The sequence below is a fragment of the Agrobacterium sp. 22-214-1 genome (assembly GCF_053522465.1).
Window position 1 is genome coordinate 38,496 of sequence record NZ_JBNWCK010000009.1, and the last position, 19,749, is coordinate 58,244.

General features: G+C 57.9%; 17 protein-coding genes. 8 read left to right on the forward strand and 9 right to left on the reverse strand.

The genetic code is table 11. The features are described from left to right. Positions 1-30 precede the first annotated feature (30 nt). Genes ACQZ5G_RS22970 through ACQZ5G_RS22990 form a run of 5 tightly spaced genes read left to right on the forward strand, consistent with a single transcriptional unit; the run spans position 31 to position 4,652 of the window. The gene (locus ACQZ5G_RS22970) at positions 31-984 is read left to right on the forward strand and encodes an ABC transporter substrate-binding protein (protein ID WP_448739062.1); all 954 of its coding nucleotides are present in this window, start codon (positions 31-33) and stop codon (positions 982-984) included. Continuing rightward, complete coding sequence (locus ACQZ5G_RS22975; protein ID WP_448739061.1) at positions 981-1,784, forward strand: ATP-binding cassette domain-containing protein; 804 nt, start codon at positions 981-983, stop codon at positions 1,782-1,784. The genes ACQZ5G_RS22970 and ACQZ5G_RS22975 overlap by 4 nt, the downstream gene beginning before the upstream one ends. Continuing rightward, positions 1,781-2,785, forward strand: a complete 1,005-nt coding sequence (locus ACQZ5G_RS22980) for an ABC transporter permease (RefSeq protein WP_448739060.1) — start codon at positions 1,781-1,783, stop codon at positions 2,783-2,785. The genes ACQZ5G_RS22975 and ACQZ5G_RS22980 overlap by 4 nt, the downstream gene beginning before the upstream one ends. 4 nt (positions 2,786-2,789) lie before the next feature. Beyond that, positions 2,790-3,857 (forward strand): phosphotriesterase family protein, encoded by a 1,068-nt coding sequence (locus ACQZ5G_RS22985; protein WP_448739059.1) that lies wholly within the window; start codon positions 2,790-2,792, stop codon positions 3,855-3,857. Positions 3,858-3,881: 24 nt separating this feature from the next. After that, a complete protein-coding gene (locus ACQZ5G_RS22990) occupies positions 3,882-4,652 on the forward strand; it encodes a glutamine amidotransferase (RefSeq protein WP_448739058.1) in 771 nt (256 codons plus the stop codon). Positions 4,653-4,661: 9 nt separating this feature from the next. On the opposite strand, the gene ACQZ5G_RS22995 is transcribed toward ACQZ5G_RS22990, so the two are convergent. Beyond that, positions 4,662-5,558 (reverse strand): ribokinase, encoded by an 897-nt coding sequence (locus ACQZ5G_RS22995; RefSeq protein WP_448739057.1) that lies wholly within the window; start codon positions 5,556-5,558, stop codon positions 4,662-4,664. Between the two features lie 25 nt (positions 5,559-5,583). Between ACQZ5G_RS22995 and ACQZ5G_RS23000 the strand changes: the two genes are divergently transcribed. Continuing rightward, complete coding sequence (locus ACQZ5G_RS23000; RefSeq protein WP_004432923.1) at positions 5,584-6,426, forward strand: BtpA/SgcQ family protein; 843 nt, start codon at positions 5,584-5,586, stop codon at positions 6,424-6,426. Between the two features lie 11 nt (positions 6,427-6,437). After that, a complete protein-coding gene (locus tag ACQZ5G_RS23005) occupies positions 6,438-7,679 on the forward strand; it encodes a Zn-dependent hydrolase (RefSeq protein WP_448739056.1) in 1,242 nt (413 codons plus the stop codon). A 146-nt stretch (positions 7,680-7,825) separates the two neighbouring features. Here the strand turns inward: ACQZ5G_RS23005 and ACQZ5G_RS23010 are convergent, their stop codons facing one another. From ACQZ5G_RS23010 to ACQZ5G_RS23040, 7 genes are all read right to left on the reverse strand, one after another. Beyond that, on the reverse strand, positions 7,826-8,716 hold the full coding sequence (locus ACQZ5G_RS23010; RefSeq protein ID WP_004432918.1) for an ABC transporter permease: 891 nt from the start codon (positions 8,714-8,716) through the stop codon (positions 7,826-7,828). A gap of 41 nt (positions 8,717-8,757) precedes the next feature. After that, positions 8,758-9,708, reverse strand: a complete 951-nt coding sequence (locus tag ACQZ5G_RS23015) for an ABC transporter permease (RefSeq protein ID WP_004432916.1) — start codon at positions 9,706-9,708, stop codon at positions 8,758-8,760. A 126-nt stretch (positions 9,709-9,834) separates the two neighbouring features. After that, entirely contained in the window at positions 9,835-11,496 is a 1,662-nt protein-coding gene (locus ACQZ5G_RS23020; RefSeq protein ID WP_004432914.1) for a peptide ABC transporter substrate-binding protein, read from the reverse strand. 137 nt (positions 11,497-11,633) lie between these two features. Beyond that, entirely contained in the window at positions 11,634-12,965 is a 1,332-nt protein-coding gene (locus tag ACQZ5G_RS23025) for an NAD(P)/FAD-dependent oxidoreductase (RefSeq protein WP_004432912.1), read from the reverse strand. A gap of 1 nt (position 12,966) precedes the next feature. Beyond that, positions 12,967-13,680 carry an SDR family NAD(P)-dependent oxidoreductase gene (locus ACQZ5G_RS23030; RefSeq protein ID WP_448739055.1) on the reverse strand — a complete coding sequence of 238 codons (714 nt, stop codon included), beginning with the start codon at positions 13,678-13,680 and terminating at the stop codon, positions 12,967-12,969. Then, on the reverse strand, positions 13,677-14,162 hold the full coding sequence (locus ACQZ5G_RS23035; protein WP_004432908.1) for a MarR family winged helix-turn-helix transcriptional regulator: 486 nt from the start codon (positions 14,160-14,162) through the stop codon (positions 13,677-13,679). The genes ACQZ5G_RS23030 and ACQZ5G_RS23035 overlap by 4 nt, the downstream gene beginning before the upstream one ends. Positions 14,163-14,454: 292 nt before the next feature. Further along, positions 14,455-16,101, reverse strand: a complete 1,647-nt coding sequence (locus tag ACQZ5G_RS23040; RefSeq protein WP_035236662.1) for an ABC transporter ATP-binding protein — start codon at positions 16,099-16,101, stop codon at positions 14,455-14,457. Positions 16,102-16,664: 563 nt separating this feature from the next. On the opposite strand from ACQZ5G_RS23040, the gene ACQZ5G_RS23045 reads away from it, so the two are divergent. Continuing rightward, positions 16,665-18,434, forward strand: coding sequence for a diguanylate cyclase (locus ACQZ5G_RS23045; protein WP_448739054.1), 1,770 nt, complete (start codon positions 16,665-16,667; stop codon positions 18,432-18,434). A gap of 149 nt (positions 18,435-18,583) precedes the next feature. On the opposite strand, the gene ACQZ5G_RS23050 is transcribed toward ACQZ5G_RS23045, so the two are convergent. After that, positions 18,584-19,672 carry a hypothetical protein gene (locus ACQZ5G_RS23050; RefSeq protein WP_004432905.1) on the reverse strand — a complete coding sequence of 363 codons (1,089 nt, stop codon included), beginning with the start codon at positions 19,670-19,672 and terminating at the stop codon, positions 18,584-18,586. Positions 19,673-19,749: the final 77 nt, after the last annotated feature.

Consider the following 19,749-nt stretch of genomic DNA (forward strand, 5'->3'; position numbering starts at 1 on the left):
AGCAACGAAACCAACAGAGGAAGAACGATAATGCTGAATTTTAAACGTCGACATTTTTCTGCAGCTCTCGCTGCGACCGTTCTTGCCGGCGCGACCTTGTCTGCCGGTCTTGCCAACGCAGCTGAAAAGACGATCGCCCTTGTGCAGATCAACCAGCAGGCGCTGTTTTTTAACCAGATGAACGAAGGTGCTGAAAAGGCTGCCAAGGAAGCCGGCGTCAAGCTGGTGATCTTCAATGCCAATAACGATCCCGCCGCCCAGAACAGCGCGATCGAGACCTATATCCAGCAGAAGGTGGACGGCATCGCCGTGGTCGCCATCGATGTCAACGGTATCATGCCCGCCGTAAAGCAGGCGGCTGCCGCCAATATTCCCGTCGTCGCGATTGACGCCATCCTGCCGGAAGGACCGCAGAAGGCGCAGATCGGCGTGGATAACGGCAAAGCGGGCGCCGACATGGGGAAATTCTTCCTCGATTACGTGAAGTCCGACATGGCCGGTAAGGCCAAGATCGGTGTCGTCGGCGCGCTGAACTCCTTCATCCAGAACATCCGCCAGAAGGGTTTTGAAGAGACCATCAAGGACAAGCCCGGCATCACGGCCGCCGGCGTCGTCGATGGCCAGAACGTTCAGGATACCGCACTTTCGGCCGCGGAAAACCTCATCACCGGCAATCCGGACATGACAGCCATCTACGCCACGGGTGAGCCAGCCCTTTTGGGTGCAGTTGCTGCCGTTGAAAGCCAGAGCAAACAGAAAGACATCAAGGTCTTTGGTTGGGACCTGACCAAGCAGGCGATTACCGGTATCGATGCGGGTTATGTCGCAGGCGTCATCCAGCAGGACCCTTCCGCAATGGGTGCAGCCGCCGTCAAGGCGCTCAAGACGGTTTCCGACGGCGGCACCGTCGAAAAGACCATTGCCGTGCCGGTCACCATCGTCACCAAGGCCAATGTCGAACCCTACCGCGCGGTCTTCAAATGATTGCGGCCGGACAGCACACAGGCGCTGTCGACGGCGCCGGGGGAGATCTTCTCTCCCGGCAGCCCGATCGTGAAGCGCGCATCTCCCTGCGCAATATCCGCAAGACATTTGGCTCGCATCAGGCGCTTCGAGGCGTCGATCTCGATATTTTCCCCGGCGAATGCCTCGGTCTCGTCGGTGACAATGCGGCAGGTAAATCAACTCTGACCAAGGTGATATCCGGCACCTATATCCCTGATGACGGGACGATCACGATGGAAGGCAAGGCCATTCGCTTTTCAGGCCCCGCCGATGCCCGCAACCGCAACATCGAAATGGTCTTTCAGGATCTCAGCCTCTGTGACCATATCGACGTCGTCGGCAATCTGTTCCTCGGACGGGAAATTACCAAGGGGCCATTTCTCGACCGGCCTACGATGCTTTCGGAAGCCCGTAAGATGCTGGATGCATTGGAAATCCGCATTCCGCGTCTCACCGCCAAAGTAGAGAAACTGTCTGGCGGGCAGAGACAGGCGATCGCAATTGCGCGCGCAGCCTCTTTCAATCCGAAGGTCCTGATCATGGACGAGCCGACCTCGGCACTTGCCGTTGCAGAGGTGGAAGCCGTGCTTTCGCTTATCAATCGCGTCAAGGCAAAGGGCGTGTCGGTCATCCTCATCACCCACCGCCTTCAGGATCTCTTCCGGGTCTGCGACCGCATCGCGGTCATGTATGAAGGCACGAAGGTGGCAGAGCGCCAGATCAACGAGACCAGCCTCGAGGATCTCGTCCGGCTGATCGTGGGAGGGCAACGTCATTGACAGTCTATACTGAACGCGCAAAGGGCTCACCGCTTTCGGATTTCTTCGCCGAAAACGCACAGGTCCTTTCCATCGCGGCCTTCTTTGCGCTCTGCATGGTGTTCTTCGCCGTCACAACGGATACGTTTTTGACCGCCGGCAATCTTTTGAATGTCGTGCGTCAGGCCGCACCCATCCTGATCGTCTCCGTCGCTATGACATTCGTCATCATCACGGGCGGCATCGATCTGTCGGTCGGCTCGATGGTGGCGTTGATCAATGCCGTGGGGGCCATCCTGCTTGCAGCCGGTTACCCCTGGCCGCTGGTGGTCGTTGCCATGCTGGTGCTCGGTGGTGGGCTTGGACTGGTACAGGGCTGGTTCATTGCCTATCAGGGTATTCCGGCCTTCATCGTAACGCTTGCCGGTCTCTCCATCCTGCGCGGTGTGGCCCTCTACATCACGCAGGGATATTCCGTGCCGATACCGGAAGCACCCGGGTTCTTTTACCTCGGCAGGGGTGATTTCCTCGGCATGCCCGTCCCTGCCCTGATCGGCGTCGTCGTCACCATTATCGCCTATATCGTTCTTTCGAGCACCCGATATGGCCGTCGTGTCGTGGCTGTCGGCTCCAATCCGGAAGCGGCGCGCCGTGTTGGAATGCCCGCCAAGTGGATCCTCGCCTCCGTCTATCTCGCTGCGGGCGTGGCCTCGGCCATTGCCGGCCTCATGATTGCAGCTCGGCTGGGGTCCGGCTCGTCGAATGCGGCGGTTGGTTTCGAGCTTCAGGTGGTTGCGGCCGTGGTTCTCGGCGGCACGTCGCTGATGGGCGGTCGCGGCACCATTCTCGGCACGGTTCTCGGAACGATGACCATCGCCGTGATCGGCAACGGTCTGATCCTCATGCACATCTCTCCGTTTTTCACCCAGATCGTGACCGGCGCCATCATTCTCGCGGCAATCTGGCTCAACACGCGCATCTTCACCGCCAACTTCCGCCTCGGCGCGAAGAGAAAGGGCTGATGCGATGACAACGGAACTGTCTGAAGGACATATCCGATCGGGAAAGATCATGACCGTGCGCGGCCCGATTGCTGCGGATCAACTGGGCGTGACGCTGATGCACGAGCACATCCTCAACGATTGCCGTTGCTGGTGGCATGCCCCCAAGACTCCGGAGCGGCAATATCTCGCCGAAGGTTTCGTCTGCATGGAAATCCTCGGCGAGCTGCGGCAGGATCCTTTCGTCAACAAGCACAATATCACGCTGGATGACGAGCCGCTGGCAATTGCGGAACTGAAAGATTTCGCGACCGCCGGTGGACAGACGGTCGTGGAACCGACCTGCCAGGGCATCGGCAGAAATCCCCTGGCGCTGCGGAGGATTTCGGAAGCAACCGGGCTCAACGTCGTGATGGGAGCGGGTTATTACCTTGCATCCTCCCATCCCGAAAAAGTGGCCGGGCTCTCGGTCGATGCCATAGCCGACGAGATCGTGCAGGAGGCGCTGCACGGTGTTGATGGGACCGATGTGCGCATCGGCCTGATCGGCGAAATCGGTGTCTCCGCGGATTTCACGGCGGAAGAGGAAAAATCCCTGCGCGGAGCTGCGCAGGCACAGGTCCGCACCGGCCTTCCCCTGATGGTTCATCTGCCGGGATGGCTTCGGCTGGGACACAGGGTTCTCGATATCGTTGCGGATGAAGGCGCGGATCTCAACCACACCGTTCTTTGCCACATGAACCCGTCCCATGCGGATATTGCCTACCAGAGCGAACTCGCCAGCCGTGGCGCCTTCATCGAATACGACATGATCGGCATGGATTTTTTCTACGCCGACCAGCAGGTCCAATGCCCCAGCGACGAGGATGCCGCCCGCTCCATCGTCACGCTGGTGGAAGGCGGTTACCTGGACCGTGTCCTGTTGTCCCACGACGTCTTCCTCAAAATGATGCTGACCCGATATGGCGGCAATGGCTACGCCTATATCCTCAGGCATTTCCTGCCGCGTCTGAAACGGCATGGCCTCGACGACGCCACTCTTCAAACCCTCATGCGGGATAACCCGCGCTCGGTCTTCCAGGCAAAGACCTGACGAACCTATGGAAATGGAAAGATCATGACTAAAAAAGTGCTCCTCGTCGGTGAAAGCTGGGTCAGCTCCGCCACCCACTACAAGGGCTTCGATCAGTTTGGCAGCGTCACCTTTCATCTGGGTGCGGAACCGCTGGTAAAGGCGCTCGAGGGCAGCGAATATGAGCTGACTTACATGACAGCGCATGATGCGGTGGAGAAGTTTCCTTTCGAGATGGCGGGGCTCGACGCCTATGACGCCATCATCCTTTCTGACATCGGCGCAAATTCTCTCCTGCTGCCGCCAGCCGTCTGGCTACAGTCGAAGACCGTGCCGAACCGGTTGAAGCTCATCAAGGCATGGGTGGAAAAAGGCGGTGGCCTGCTGATGGTCGGCGGCTATTTCTCCTTCCAGGGGATCGACGGCAAGGCGCGCTGGCGCCGCACGCCGGTCGAAGACACGTTGCCAGTCACCTGCCTTCCGTGGGACGACCGTGTGGAGATTCCAGAAGGGTCGACGGCCGATATTCTGAAACCCGACCATCCGACCGTGGCTGGCCTTTCCGGCAAGTGGCCGTTTCTGCTCGGGGTGAACGAGGTCGAGGTGCGTGACCGCGCCGATGTCGAGGTGGTCGTCCGGCTATCGGAAGATCAGGGTTCCCATCCGCTGCTCGTCACCGGACGTTTCGGCAACGGCCGCACGGCCGCATGGACCTCCGACATTGGTCCACACTGGCTCTCTCCCGCCTTCTGCGAATGGGACGGATATGGGCGCCTGTGGAAGAACATTCTCGGCTGGCTGACGGAAAAGCCGTGACCAGAGCGGCTAAGCCCGCAGGATGGTCATCAGCTCCTCATGGCTGGGAAAGGCATCCTGCGTGCCACGGCGACCAACCGTGATGGCTGCGGCCCTGGAGGCATCCTCAAGGGCACGCGCATCCACGCAGACGCCGCGAAGCATGGCGGAGGCAAGCGCGACGCCCGTGAAGCAATCACCGGCACCCGTGGTGTCGATGATCGTCGCTGGCGCCGCCGGCACCTCGATGGCGCCATCGGCGGACACGAGCACGCAGCCCTGCCCACCGAGCGTGACGATGACGAGGCCGACACCGGCCCGCCGCAGAAAAGCGCCGGCCGCAGCGTCGCTGGCGCCTGTCAGTGCCTCAGCTTCGATGCGATTGAGGACGGCGATATCGATGAGTGGCAGGACGCTTGCAAACCAAGGCTGCAGCGGAGACGGATTGAAGACTGTAGTCAGCCCTTTCGATCGCACCGCATTGAGAATGGAAAGGGTTGTTTTTTCCGAGAGATTACCCTGCAAAACGACGAGGTCGCAGGCGACGGCGTCACCAAGGGCGTCCAAGGCAGCTTTTTCATCGAGCGCTGCAGCTGCGGAGCGAGTGGTGATGATCGAGTTTTCACCGTCCGGCGTCGTCAGGATGATGGAGATATCGCTGGTGGCACTGTCGACGGGAATGAGCTTTGGTGTCAGGCGTTCGCGGGTGAGCGCTTTTCCGATCGCAACGGCGCGCTCGTCCCTGCCGACGGCGGCGACGAGCGTGGTTTGAACGCCGCAGCGTGAAAGAACAATGGCCTGGTTGCAGCCTTTGCCACCGAGACTGCGCGAGGCCTGCTCGCCGAAGATTGAAGCGCCTGCCTCCGGCAGTGCGGTAATGGAATAGGTTTCATCGAGTGCGATATTGCCGATAACAAAGGCACGCATGGAGAACTTTCGAAAGGGACTGGAAATGCAGACCATATCCGACAACGCGGCCAATGCCATTCAGGAAATTTTCGGCCGCAGCAAGGCTCTGATCGGCATGATACATTGTCCGGCCTTTCCCGGAGCCCCGCGTTATCGCAACGCAAGCATGGATACCATTTACGATGCGTGCATGCGCGATGCGGAACGCCTTGTCGAAGGCGGCATGCACGGTCTCATCGTCGAAAACCACGGAGACGTGCCGTTTTCGAAGCCGGAAGACATTGGTCCGGAAACCTCAGCCTTCATGAGCGTGGTGACAGACCGTATCGTTCGCGCCGCCGGCGTGCCTGTCGGCATCAACGTGCTCGCCAATGCCCCGATCCCGGCCTTCGCGATCGCCATGGCGGGCGGGGCAAAGTTCATCCGCGTCAACCAATGGGCCAATGCCTATGTGGCCAATGAGGGCTTCATGGAGGGCCGTGCGGCCGAGGCGATGCGCTACCGTTCGCTGCTGCGGGCCGAGCACATCAAGGTATTTGCCGACAGCCACGTCAAGCACGGCGCCCACGCCATCACGGCGGATCGCAGCATCGATGAACTGACGCGCGACCTCGCCTTCTTCGACGCCGATGGCGTCATCGCAACGGGCCAGCGCACAGGTAACAGTGCATCGCTGGAGGAGATCGAGGAAATCGGCGCGGCAACGCATCTGCCGCTCCTGGTGGGCTCTGGCGTCAACGAAGGCAACATCATCGACATACTCAAGCGCACCAGCGGTGTCATCGTTGCCTCATCGCTGAAAGAGGGCGGGGTCTGGTGGAACCCTGTTGAACTCGCGCGGGTACGTGCCTTCGTTGCCGCAGCCCGCCCCGGTCTTGAAGCTTAAGGACTATGGCTATGGCAGATTTTTCGATCAACAGTGACAGGCTACTGGCAAATCTTGACCGGTTTGCAGCGATCGGAGTGACGGAGAAGGGTGGCGTTAACCGACAGTCTCTGACCATGCTGGATCGCAAAGCACGGCAACTGCTGGCAAAACTTGCCATCGACCGCGGCTTTTCCGTGTTTCAGGATCCCATCGCCAATCTCTTCATTCGCCGGGACGGTCGTAACAACAGTCTTGCGCCGCTCTTGATTGGCAGCCATCTGGATAGCCAGCCGGCAGGCGGCCGGTTCGATGGCGCACTGGGAACGCTTTGCGCATTCGAGGTGCTGGAAACTCTCGAGGATTTCGGGATCGAAACGGAACGCCCCGTTGAAGTCGTCGCTTTCACCAATGAGGAAGGTTGCCGCTTTGCGCCGGGTTGCATGGGCTCAATGGCCTTTGCTTCACGGACAATCCCTGACAACTGGATGAGCCTTACGGCAACAGATGACCAGGCCAATTTCGCAACGGAGCTTGCCGACACCTTGAAAAGTTTGCCCCAGGCGTCAATGCGCGAGCTCGGTTTTCCCGTATTTGCCTATATCGAGGTTCATATCGAGCAGGGGCCGTCGCTTGAAAAACAGGGCGTACCGATAGGGATCGTCACGGGAATACAGGGGACGCGTTGGTTGGAAGTATCCATCTCCGGCCAGACCGCGCACGCCGGCACCACAGCATTGATGTACAGACGTGATCCGTTTCATGCCACGGTCAATGCGCTGGGATCGCTTTTCCCTGCGATCATGCCCATGGATCCGTCCGCGCGCTTCACGGTTGGACGAATGGCGCTGCAGCCGGGGGCCGTTAACGCCATTCCACAGACCGTGGTTTTCACTGTCGATATCAGACACCCTTCCACCGACATCCTTGATGACATGGAGCGTAAAATTCGCGCTGTGACGCAAAGGGCCGCGGGTGATCAAAACTGTGAAGCGACGATTACGCAGATATTCGACATGCCGCCGGCGAATTTTCAGGAGGATATTATCGCGACGCTGGATCGCGCCGCCCAAGACCGCGGTTTCGTCACCCAACGAATGTTGTCTGGCGCTTTCCACGACGCCCTCTTCATGAATCGCGTCGCGCCATCTGCGATGATTTTCGTCCCTTGCCGGGATGGTCTCAGCCACAACGAGGCGGAGCATGTCGAGCCCGAACACAGCATTGCGGGATGCAACATGCTTTTTGCCTCGGCCCTTCAAGCCCTCCGTTAAGCCCTGTGGAATACCCCCGGGGCGCGTGCCGTCAGGCAGCGCGCAAAGGTTGCTGGAAGAGACGGTAAATTGTTAGCGTTTCGGAATAACCGTTGCCAGCAGAGGGTGTCGTCAAAGGGCGAGAAAGAAGCCATCAACCCGCACTCTCAATTCAGGTCACTGCGGGCATCGAGCGCGTCGCGAAGGCCGTCACCAATGAAGTTGAAACTCGTGACGGCGAGCGTAATCGCGACACCGGGCACGATTGCGAGCCAGGGCGCCTTGTCGAGATATTGCTGTGCACCGTTCAACATGTTGCCCCAACTTGGCAGCGGCGGCTGAATGCCGTAACCCAGAAAACTGATGTAGGCTTCAAGAAGAATGGCGCGCGCCACCGTCAACGTCGCCGCGACAATGATGGGCCCGGCAGCATTTGGCAGTAGTTCCCGAAACATGATCCAGCCATTCGGCAAACCAAGCATGCGGGCTGCCATCACGAAGTCTCGCTCGCGCAAGGAACGGACTTCTGCCTCGACCAGGCGTGCGATCTCCATCCAACTCGTGACGGCGATGATGACCGTGATCATGAACGGGCTTGGCTTGACGAAAGCGGCCAGTGCCAGAAGCAGGAAAATGCTCGGGAAAGAAAGAAACGCATCAACGAAGCGCATCAGGATTGCGCCGACACGACCGCCGTAATAACCGGCAACGACACCGATGACTGTCCCGATCACCGTCGACAGCACCATGGCGAAAAACCCGACGAGCAGCGAGATACGGCCGGCATTGAACAGCCGCGCCGCGATGTCGCGCCCCAGGGGGTCCGTACCAAATATGTGGTAGCCTGTCAGAGGCGGCGCAAAGCGGGCGCGCAGATCAATGAACAACTCGTCGTAGGGCAAGAGGTATGGGCCAACGACGCAGGCAAAGATCATAATCGTGATCATGATGACGCCAAGTACCGCCAGCTTGTGGCGTGCAAAGCGAAGAAGCGTGCGGTTCTGCCACCAGCGAAAGCGTGGCACGGCGCGGGTGGATTGGAGTGTGGCAGCGGACATGGTCTTTCCTTCCGTTGATTGCGGTGCTCGCCGGTCAGATCCTATCCGAGCCGAATCCTTGGATCGATGAGAGCGACCATCAGGTCAGCGAGCAGGCTGCCGAGCAGCACGAGGATTGCGGAAAACATCAAAAGGCCCATGACCACCGGATAGTCATGATAACCAAGGCTATCGAGGAAGAGGCGCCCCATGCCCGGCCAGGTAAAGACGGTTTCGGTCACCAGCGCGCCGCCTAGAATGGTCGGGAGTTGAAGGCCGGCAAGCGTAATCATCGGCAGCAGAGCGTTGCCAACGACATGTTTCATCAATACCCGACGTGGCGTCAGCCCCTTGGCCCGCGCGGTGCGGACGAAATCCTGATTGATAACGTCGAGTGTCGCGGTCCGCATATAACGGCTCCAGACGGCGATATTGACGAGAGCAAGCACGAGACTCGGCATGATCAGGTGGATCGCATAGTCGTAGAATGACTGATCACCGATCGTGTACATGTTGCCCGCGGGCAGCCATTTCAGCCGCAGCGCAAAAACATAAATCGCGACCAGACCAAACCAGAATGTCGGAATGGAGAGTGCGATCATCGCGCCGACTGTCGCAGTGTAATCGAACAGCGTGTAGCGTTTGGTGGCACCCTTGATCCCGATCCATGTGCCGACAAGGATCGAGACAACCGTCGATGAGATCATCAAAAGCAATGTCGCGAAAAGATGTCCGGAGATGATGTCGAGAACCGGTCGCTGGTCGCGATAGGATTTACCCCAGTCACCTTGTAATAGTCGCCAAGCCCAATCCAGATACTGGACTGGCAAAGGCCGATCGAGGCCCATCTGGTGGGCGATGCGGTCAAGGGCCTCCCGGGTCATGCCCGGCGTGAGAGCAAATTGCGACAGAGGCCCGCCCGGCGCAAGATTGAGGATCGCAAATCCTATAATGGAAACAAGCAGCAGGAGCACAAGGCTCTGCCATATTCGGTGCAGAAGGAAGGTCAGCATGGGTAAGACTCCAGGTCGCTTCGTGGACAAGCATCAACCCGTCCACGAATAGCCGTCAGTGCACCGGCTGGTCCAAAGCCGGTGCGTTCCACATTTCGGAGCACAGCTCCGTTTCGTGGCGCATCTTTACGCCAGATGCCAGGTCGCGACGTTCCATGTGTCGATGCGCGTATTGACGTTAGGCTTGACGTTCTCGACGCCCTGCTTGTGACCGCGGACCGTTGCATATTGAAACAGCGGCAGAAGCGGCATTTCCTTTCGCATGATCTCCTGGATTTTCAGGTAAACGGCCTTGCGCTCCTCCGGCACAAAGAGGCTGCCGCCCTTCGCGAGAAGATCATCGACTTCCTTGTTGGCAAACTGCCAGGTGTTCTGCCCGGACCCGCCTTTTGCCGGGCTCGACGTCGAGCGGAAGAAGTCGGACGTGTCAGGGTCGGGGCCGGTCAGAAAATCGAGGCCGACAATAACGGAATCGAATTTCGACAACATCCAGTAGTCGCCCCACATGACGGCTGGCGGCAGATTGGAGATGGTCATTTCCACGCCGATATCCTTGAAGGATTGCTGCATATATTGCTGCACCTGTTCGCGGATGTGATTTCCTGCCGTGGTCGAGCAGGTGAAGGCAAGCTTCACCCCGTCCTTTGCTCGAATACCATCGGCACCGACAGCCCAACCCGCATCGTCCAGAAGCTTCTTCGCCTTTTCTATGGAGTATTCATGTTTGGGCAGATCAGGATTGTAATAGAACGATTGCTGCGGGACGTAGCTTTCCGTGGGCGTTGGCAAACCGTAGTAGAGCGCCTCGATGATCGACTGTTTGTCGATTGCGGCATAAAGAGCTTCCCGGACCGCAGGTTCCTTAAACTGGGGCCGATCCATGTTGAAGGAGAGTGATTCAATCGTCGAGCCCGGCACGACGTTGACGACTTTACCGGCGAGATCCTTCGCCTCGTCATAATGGTCGGGCGTTATCCATTGCAGACCAACAACGTCGATATCGCCTGTCTTGAACTGGGTGTACAGCACATTGAGGTCAGGGACATATTTGTAAATCAGGCGCTCGACATGCGGGCCGTCACCGAAATAGTCGGTGTTGGCTTCAAGAAGGATATAGTCGCCGGCGACGCGTTCCTTCCATTTGAAAGCTCCGGTCCCGACAGGTGCGTTATTATAGGCGGCGGTATTGCGGTCGGCTTCCGCACCGAGAAGATGTTTTGGCGTAATGAAGGTGGAAGCAAGGATAGATGGATACGGGGCAAAGGGCTTTTCCATCTTCCAGGTTATTTCTGTCGGGGAGACCACGGTGAGGTCACGGACAAATTCATGTCCGGTCTTGCGCCAGGATCGAAAATTCGGATCGACGAGAAGCTCAAGTGTGAATTTGACATCTTCAGCCGTAAACGGCTTTCCATCGTGCCACTTGACGTTGTCGCGCAGCTTGACTTTCCAGTTGAGACCATCAGCGGAAATACCGCCGTTTTCGACCGTGGGGACTTCTGCGGCAAGCGCGGCAACGAAGGCACCTTTTTCGTCGACGTAAAACAGCGGGTCAAAAATGCTGAAGTGAATCCCTTCATCCACTTCAATATGTGGCATATGCGGGTTGAAAACAGTCGGTTCCTGGGAGAAGCCGACCGTCAGTTGCCCCTTGGCAGACTTGCCCTGCGCCATGGCGCTTGAAAAGCCTGGGAGACCGGAAAGGACGACGCTGGATGCGCCAAGCGCCAAAAGGCCGAGTGCCTGGCGACGGGTGGTATTGATAAGCGGCTTGTTCTGGTCGGACATTTTTAGTTCCCCTTTATCCGATGGTTGAACATGACGATTATTGTTGGTTCCGCCTCTTTGGGCAGTTTGGCTCCCTTCGACAGTTGCCTGCCTTATGCTTTCAAATCACGGCTCCCGCTTGGTCCAAGTGCTGTCTCTTAAAAGCCACTTACGAGTTCGATCTTCGAGCCATCGCTGAAACGGCTGAACCGGAAATCATGACGATCGACGACTGAATTTCGCCCGGTAACAATGTCGGCCATCAACCTTCCTGCTGCGGGACCTATTCCGAAGCCATGGCCCGAAAACCCGGTTGCAACATGGAAGCCCGGAATAGCGTCGATGGCATCGATAACCGGAATGGCGTCCGGCGTTACATCGATCATGCCTGCCCAACGCTGCGAGATTTCCGCCTTCTCGAAAACCGGAAATGCCTGTTTCAGCTTCGCCAGAGCGCCGTCCGTCATTGCCTTGGACGGAATGGGATCGAGTACGCGGTTATATTCGAAAGGCGACGGCTCATCGAGCGCCCAGCGGCGCGGCATGCGCCATTCATCGTAAAACCTGTCCGTCAGGCGCAAATCGAGCGAGCGCCACTCATGTCGCAACGCCGGCAGGAATTTCAGCGCATAACGGAACGACGCTGGAACTATATCGACGATATTTTGAAAGCCGTTTGCAATCGTGTAACCACCATCGAGACGCTTGCGAATAGCAAAGCCATTCGACCAGATCGCCTCTTCCGGCCCGCCCTCCAATGGCTTCGTCCTCAGCACGGAGTTCATGACCTTGAGCTGCGGCAGATCGAGCCCATTATTGCCAAGAAAAAGGCTGGACCAGGCGCCACCTGCCATCACTGCGGCCTTGCAGGCGATTTCGCCACGCTCCGTCACCACGCCGGAGACCCCGCCACCTGAAAGCTGGAGGCCGCGCACGGCGCATTCGGTCAGGATAAAGGCGCCGCGATCGCGTGCCGCTTCCGCAATCGCCGGCGCTGCCCGCTGCGGCTCTGCGCGACAATCACCGGCGGTATAGAGCGCACCGGCAATATCCATGTTTGATCCGGGATATTTCGCCTTGAATTCCGCCGCACTCAGCATACGGCTTTCAATCTGGTAGCCTTCAAGATTGCGGTTCCAGCGTTCGTGCTCGGCAAATTCCCGATCGTTGGCGCAGGTGAAGACGATACCGGATTGTTTAAAACCCGTCTCCCGCCCGGTCCGGCGATTGAGATCCGCCCAGATGCGAAGCGCCTCTGCCATCAGCGGCACTTCGCGTGGGTCGCGGCGGGAAATGCGCACCCAGCCCCAGTTCCGGCTTGATTGCTCCTGCCCGATGCCGCCTTTCTCACAAAGGGCAACCCGCAGTCCCTGATCGACAAGTTCAAGCGCGGTAGAGGTGCCGATGATGCCGCCTCCGATGACAACGACGTCAACTTCCTTGGGTAATTCCGCATCCCCGTGAACGGGAACGACATAAGGACCGGGCATGTCAGAAAAACTCCTCAAGCTGGCAATTAATGGCGAATTCGGCTACGGAGGCCTCGTTTGGGAGCGACAGCAGCATGGAAACGATACGGGCGAGATCCGCCGGCTGGGTCATCAAAGCGGCCGGCCGCTCAGATAGAGCCGCAGCCATGTCGGTTGCCACAAATCCGGGGCAGACGGCGGTCGCACGCACGCCCCTGTCGAAGCCCGCTTGCCGAATGGCATGCGAGAGGGCGACAGCGGCAAACTTGGACAAGGAGTAGCTGCCCGACGATGCCGACTTGACGCGTTTGCCCGAGAGAGATGCGAGGATGATCACACGGCCGCGACCGCTTTGGCACAAAGTATCCCATGCGGCCTTAACAAGCCGCCGCGGCGCCTTGACGTTAACGGAAAACATGGCGTCGATATCGTCGTCATCAGCTTCGATCACCGTCTTCGGGATTATGATGCCTGCATTCGCCACGATGGCGTCGATACGACCGAAATGCTGAAGGGCGTCTTGCGTCCATCTTGTTTCAGCAGCCACATCGTTCGCATCGTAAGTGTAGAGATGAACTTTTTCTTCGTGACCTGTGGCCCAGGAAGGCAGCGCGGGTGTGCGCATGCCAAGTGATACCTGCCAGCCTTCCTCCAAGAGGGTTGCGCCAATTTGATCGCCTATGCCGCGGCTTGCGCCGGAGATGAGAGCAACGCGTTGTTCCGATCGATCTGTCATGAAAGCCCCACGATATGCCGATAAGCACGACGCAAGATGTCAATCACCTGTTTCTGCTCGTCCTCGGGAATGAAGCTGAAAAAATCGCGAGATTGCTGCGGAACGATCTCGCGAACTTTCACGGCGAGTGCCGCACCTGCTTCGGTGATGTAGAGTTCCTGCGCGCGGCTGTCTTCCTGTGACACCTCACGGCGGATGAGGTCATGAGAAACCATCTGGTCAATAATCCTGCCCATGGCCGAACGGTCCCGCATCGTCAGATGCGCAATCACCGAAGGGCGAATGCCGGGATAATCATCCACGAGCAGCAGGGTCGTGATTTTTCCTGTTCCCTTCGCCACGTCCAACCCCTCCAGCCGGTCATCGAGATCGCGTGACACGGCAAGATTGATCGTGCGGATATAGAAGCTCAGCGTGTCTTCGAGAACATCGAGATTGATGTCGGCCGGTGACACGGGCGGTTTCGCAGTTGGCTTATGCATGAGTTTTCCGATCGAATGGCCAAAGGACAGCAGTTGCGGATACGCTTTCCGAGCGCGCCACAGTGCAGGTTTCGGCCATGTCGTATTGCAGTTTTGTAACTATATGAAATGACAATTAGTGGACAAACGCAACTACTTTTCTGCAGAATTCTGAAATTTATTTATACATTTCATTGACTTATGCTGACATATTAATGCGCCGTCGGATCACCAAAATCCGGCGGTCAGAGCGTTTAGAATTGGCGCGCGAGACAAGCAGACGTCGGGGCAAGTTGCCCTTACGTCTGAATTGTTACATGGCCTTGGCCGTAGCCGCCCGCTCCCAGTCTGCGCCGGGTATGGCCGCAACGAGTTTCTGCGTATAGGGATGCGCGGGCGACCGGAAGATTTGGGTAGGCGGCCCCTGCTCCACCACTGTTCCCTTGTGCATGACAAGCACATCATCGCAGATCTGGCTTGCGACCCTGAGATCATGGGTAATGAAGATCATCGCCACCTTCATTTCCCTTTGAACATGGGTCAGAAGTTGCAGGACCTGCGCCTGTATGGACACGTCCAGTGCAGAAACGGCTTCGTCGGCCACCAGAACGACCGGGTCGAACATCAGGGCGCGGGCAATGCCGATGCGTTGGCGCTGACCACCGGAAAACTCGTGCGGAAAACGGTCATAGGCCTGCTCGTCCAGACCAACGAGCTTTAGAATTCCAAGGGCCTTTGTTCTCGCCTCGTGCAAGGCCATTCCATGAGCCAGCGGACCAACCGTCAGAATTCTGCCGATGATGTGGCGCGGATTGAGCGAAGCAAACGGATCCTGAAAGATCATCTGAATATAGGGCCGCAAGGATCGAAACGCGCTTTCGTCCATCGCAGCTATATCGCGACCGTCGAAGCGAATGGCGCCGCCATCCGAGTCAAGCAACTTCAGCAGAACGCGCCCGAGCGACGACTTGCCCGAGCCGCTCTCCCCGACAACACCGAGTGTCTGCCCTTTTCTCAGCTTGAAGCTAACGCCGTTCACCGCCTTGACGGTTCGGGCCTTGCGGAAAAACGAGCCGGAACTGCGGTATTCCTTTTCGAGGTTTTCTACTTCGAGAACAACGGGAGCGCCTTCGTCAAGCGGGCGCTCTGCGTTGCGCATGCGCGGCACAGCAGCAACCAGCCGCTGCGTGTAGGGATGAACCGGGTTGACCAGAACCTGATCCGCCCTTCCCTGCTCGACGAGATGTCCCTTTTCCATCACCACAACACGGTCGGCAATTTCCGCAACCACACCGAAATCATGGGTGATGAACATCACGCTCATGTTTTTCCGCTTCTGGATTTTTCGGATAAGGTCCAGGATCTGGGCCTGTGTGGTAACATCAAGCGCAGTCGTCGGCTCATCGGCAATCAGGACATCCGGATCAAGCGCCAGCGCCATGGCGATCATGACACGCTGCCGCTGTCCGCCGGAGAGGCGGAATGGATATTGCAGTCGCAACAACGATGGGTCTGGAAGGCCCACCTCCTCCAGCAATTCCAGAACCTTGGCGTTTCGGCTCTGCGGCGTTCCGGCCCCATGGGCTTCCAGGACTTCTGAGATCTGGTCACCGACGGTCATCAACGGATTGAGCGCGGAAAGCGGATCCTGAAATATGATCGAGACCGCCTGACCGCGTAAAGGTCGGATTTTTTCTTCCCTGGCCGAGAGGATGTCCATTCCTCCGAAGTGGATTTCGCCGGAACTGACTGTGATGACTGGCGACAAAAGTCCCATGATCGTACTTGCGGTAACGGACTTGCCGGATCCCGACTCGCCGATGATGCAAAGGATTTCCCCAGCGTGAAGGTCGAACGAAATATCCTTGACCGCGTGGCTGCGCTCCATTCCCGGCGGCAAATCCACCGTGAGATGACGAACGGACAGCACCACGTCGGTCGACGTGGCTGAATGCGACATAAGTTCCCCTTGTTTTTGTAACTTGTTCGCGTTTGCCCGGCATACCATACCGGAAACAAGATAGTGGACTATGTCCACTATCTTGTCCAGCAGCGACTTCTGCTTGAAGCCGGCCCGTCCGATCGTTACTAGTCCATGGCAGGCGCGCTTATTTAATTTTTCCAGATGGCCACCAAAGGCATTGCGCATTGCCGAGAGCATCTTGCCGGCAAATCGCATCATCATATACCTCTGGCAGAATGGCGAGGCAGACACTTAAAAATCATGACGGCGATATTGACCTCGGAGGAAGGGTTTCTCCGAAATAAAAACGGGAGACAGGCTTACCGGTTCCTGGCTCATGTCCACATCGGATGCGGCCTCACCGGTAAGCTAGGCACTGGCGAAATGGCATACAATTAAAGATTCGGTAATTTAATCCACACCGCAGGTTGGACATTTTGGACCGCGGGACTAAGACGTAGCCAAAGGGGATCAGAGACCTGACGAAATGATTGGTCAAGCCCAGAAATTAGACCCGCCGCACCCGGTCGTGATACTGTGCGGCAAGATTTGGCACCACCATGCGACTTGGCACCATCACAAACCTGGCTTATGCCGTGACGCTGATACTGACGACAGTATCAGCCACCACATTCATTTTGTCGGCAAGAAGCGCGTCTCAAGAGCGCGCGGTAATCGAGTCTCATCTCGAACTAAACGATCTTGCCGAGGAATTGGCGATCACCGCGGACGAGCGCGCCGAGGAGGCACGTCTTTACGTTATGCGAGGCGACGAGCAGCATCTGGCAAAGTTTTATGTCGATGAAGATCAGGAAAACCATCTCGAGAAAGCGTTGGATAAACTCTCTGCGCGCGGGGCCTCGCCGCAGGAAGAAGGATTGTTTCAGGATATACGAAAGAGCGCTGACAGGCTGGATGCGATGGAGCGCGGGGCCATTGCTTTTTATCGCTCCGGGCGCCAGAGCGATGCGCAACAGGTCCTGTTCGGCGACGAGTACTATCAGCTGCATACGAGTCTGTTGAATACCGTTGCAACGGTGAGAGAGACCGTTGCGGCACGTACGCAGGCAACGGTCAACCAGGCCAAAAACCGAAGCGATTTCTACGGGTCTATCGCCAAGGTGATGCTTGCCCTGACCGCACTGATGTTTTTGGCCGTATTGTACTTTGTCCTCAGCAGACGGGTTGCCGCGCCCCTTATCAGAATGAGCAATATCGTCATGCGCCTTGCTCGGCAAGACTACAGTATCGAGGTACCAGACGAAGGGCGACGTGACGAAATTGGAGAGATGAACCAAGCCATTCGCATCTTCCGCAGCAACGGGCTGGAACGGGAACGGCTTGACGCAGAGCACCGCAAGAACCAACGCATCAAAGACCTTATCCTGCAGATGATGCATCGAATTCAGGCGTGTCAGAATCAGGAGGAATTGTCCGACGTCGTTGCGAAATTCATGCCGCAGATTTTCCCCGCTATCGCGGGGCGGCTGCTTGTGCTCAGGGAAAACAGTACACTTCTCCAATCGACAGGAAAATGGTCCGACCCTTCGTTTTCCGCGCCTGAGTTTTTGATCGATGATTGCTGGGCTCTACGTCGCGGGCGTCCCCACACCAACAACCCTGACGGCGATGACGTCGTCTGCCATCACCTCCAGGGGAATTTCGGAACCGGTCTCTGTATACCACTGACCGCATTGGGGGACACCGTAGGCCTGTTATACCTCGAAATTTCCGCAGGAAACGAAACGCTGGAGACAGAGCGACTTTATCTGGAACTCCTCGCCGAGAACATTGGCCTTGCCGTCGCAAATCTCCAGTTGCGGCAGCGGCTGGTTGGCATGGCCAGACAGGATGCCTTGACCGGTCTCCTGAACCGTCGGTCTCTTGATGAGGCGTTGAACAGGCATCTGGAAAAGCCGGATGAGCCGCTCGCCTGTCTCATGCTGGATATCGACCATTTCAAGCGCTTCAATGATCGCTTTGGCCACGATGCCGGTGACGCGGTGATGCAATATGTTGCCCAGGTTCTTTCCGAAGCCGTCGGCGAGCTGGGTGAACTATTTCGTTTCGGCGGCGAGGAATTCACCGTGTTAATGCCGGCTGCGGATATTGAAGTTGCCATCAAGGTTGCGGAGAGACTCCGGCATGCAGTTGAGCGCGCGCCGTTCAATTACCGTGGTCGCCTGCTTGACCCGGTCACCGTATCTGTCGGCATCGCAACCGCACCGGCCGGAGGGACTGTGAGTAGCGTGCTGGAACGAGCAGACGCCGCACTCTTGAACGCCAAACAGAATGGTCGCAACAGATGGGTATCGTCCGACGCGATGTGAGGGGCTGCACATGTCAACGCAGCGCCTCCTGCCATGGTCGTCAACTGGATCCCGCAGCACTTTTGGACTGAAAAATCGGGCCAGCCCAACCAACGAAAGAGCGGGCCACCACGGCTGTGGAGGCTCGCCCTTTCCATGTGCACCATTGGTTACTTGCGGTAGGCGAGCCCACCCCAGATGCGGCCTTCGTCTCTGTGTCGACCGCCGTGTACTGCGCCGATGTATGCAGCGGCAGCGGAAACCAGTGCGGAAGCAGCCAGCAAGAAGGCGGTCAGAATACCTGCGACACGCGCTTTTTCCGCGGCATCGGCGGCCTTGGTCTTGGCGTCGTCCAATGCCTTCTGCGCTTCCGCCTTCAAGGTATCGACCTGCTTCTGCGCTTCATCGACCTTCTGTTGCGCTTCCGCCCTCACGGCCTGCACACGCTCAACCGTTTGGTTCACCCGCGTTTGCGCATCGGTCTGGCTGATGTTTGTGCGGGCAGCAACCTGATTGGCAAGCCATGTCTTGTCGGCTTCGGATATCTGGCCGGTTGCCAGTAGATTTCCGAGAATGCCGCTGATCTGGCGCTGATAGTCGCCGGCGCTCTGATCACCCGGCACAGGGGCGGCGGGCGCGTCGGTTCTCAGAAGACTATCCGTAAAATAGTCGATTGGATTGGTTTTCAGGCCCTGCGGAAGCATCTGCTCGATGCTGGGGGCTGCAGCCTGACCGGCGCCCTGCGCCAGACCACCTGCCGCACTGCCAGCTCCGGAAACGATCCCGCCCGCTAGTTGACCAGCACCCTGAACGGCGCCTCCGACCGCTGAACCCGTTGCCTCCACGGCGGTCTGCGCCGCGCTACCCACGGCTTTGGCGCCACCGGACAGCACGCCGAGCGCGAGGAATGCGGAAACGACTGTTCCGAGACCCCACACGACCAAGCCATTGACGCCGTCGCGAACTGTCAGTTCGTTCCTGTCAGCAGCGCCGGCAGGCCGACGCATGCGGCCGGCAATATAGCCGCCCAGCATGTAGGAGCCGACCATGGAGATTATGACGAAGAGACCCGTTACGATGAGCCAGATTGTACTGATGTCGCCACCCTCCTCCGCCGAGATTGAACTCAGGCCCAGGCCGCCCGCAAATGCGGTGAGCACAGCCATGGAACCCGAGGAAATGACAGCACCGGCAAAAATCGCTGGCCAGTCGACATAGCTGCGGTTTGGATTCGCTTCGATACCCGTTGGATCAACCATCAGCGTAGCCCCAGCAATGAGAGAATGAACAGGACGACGACGACAAGGCCGACTAGATAAATGATGGAATTCATGCG

Bases quoted from the DNA above. Each gene is read 5' to 3' on its own strand.
- ACQZ5G_RS22970 (WP_448739062.1), top strand. From the start codon at position 31: ATGCTGAATTTTAAACGTCGACATTTTTCTGCAGCTCTCGCTGCGACC.
- ACQZ5G_RS22975 (WP_448739061.1), top strand. From the start codon at position 981: ATGATTGCGGCCGGACAGCACACAGGCGCTGTCGACGGCGCCGGGGGA.
- ACQZ5G_RS22985 (WP_448739059.1), top strand. From the start codon at position 2,790: ATGACAACGGAACTGTCTGAAGGACATATCCGATCGGGAAAGATCATG.
- ACQZ5G_RS22990 (WP_448739058.1), top strand. From the start codon at position 3,882: ATGACTAAAAAAGTGCTCCTCGTCGGTGAAAGCTGGGTCAGCTCCGCC.
- ACQZ5G_RS22995 (WP_448739057.1), bottom strand. From the start codon at position 5,558: ATGCGTGCCTTTGTTATCGGCAATATCGCACTCGATGAAACCTATTCC.
- ACQZ5G_RS23000 (WP_004432923.1), top strand. From the start codon at position 5,584: ATGCAGACCATATCCGACAACGCGGCCAATGCCATTCAGGAAATTTTC.
- ACQZ5G_RS23005 (WP_448739056.1), top strand. From the start codon at position 6,438: ATGGCAGATTTTTCGATCAACAGTGACAGGCTACTGGCAAATCTTGAC.
- ACQZ5G_RS23010 (WP_004432918.1), bottom strand. From the start codon at position 8,716: ATGTCCGCTGCCACACTCCAATCCACCCGCGCCGTGCCACGCTTTCGC.
- ACQZ5G_RS23015 (WP_004432916.1), bottom strand. From the start codon at position 9,708: ATGCTGACCTTCCTTCTGCACCGAATATGGCAGAGCCTTGTGCTCCTG.
- ACQZ5G_RS23020 (WP_004432914.1), bottom strand. From the start codon at position 11,496: ATGTCCGACCAGAACAAGCCGCTTATCAATACCACCCGTCGCCAGGCA.
- ACQZ5G_RS23025 (WP_004432912.1), bottom strand. From the start codon at position 12,965: ATGCCCGGTCCTTATGTCGTTCCCGTTCACGGGGATGCGGAATTACCC.
- ACQZ5G_RS23030 (WP_448739055.1), bottom strand. From the start codon at position 13,680: ATGACAGATCGATCGGAACAACGCGTTGCTCTCATCTCCGGCGCAAGC.
- ACQZ5G_RS23035 (WP_004432908.1), bottom strand. From the start codon at position 14,162: ATGCATAAGCCAACTGCGAAACCGCCCGTGTCACCGGCCGACATCAAT.
- ACQZ5G_RS23040 (WP_035236662.1), bottom strand. From the start codon at position 16,101: ATGTCGCATTCAGCCACGTCGACCGACGTGGTGCTGTCCGTTCGTCAT.
- ACQZ5G_RS23045 (WP_448739054.1), top strand. From the start codon at position 16,665: ATGCGACTTGGCACCATCACAAACCTGGCTTATGCCGTGACGCTGATA.
- ACQZ5G_RS23050 (WP_004432905.1), bottom strand. From the start codon at position 19,672: ATGGTTGATCCAACGGGTATCGAAGCGAATCCAAACCGCAGCTATGTC.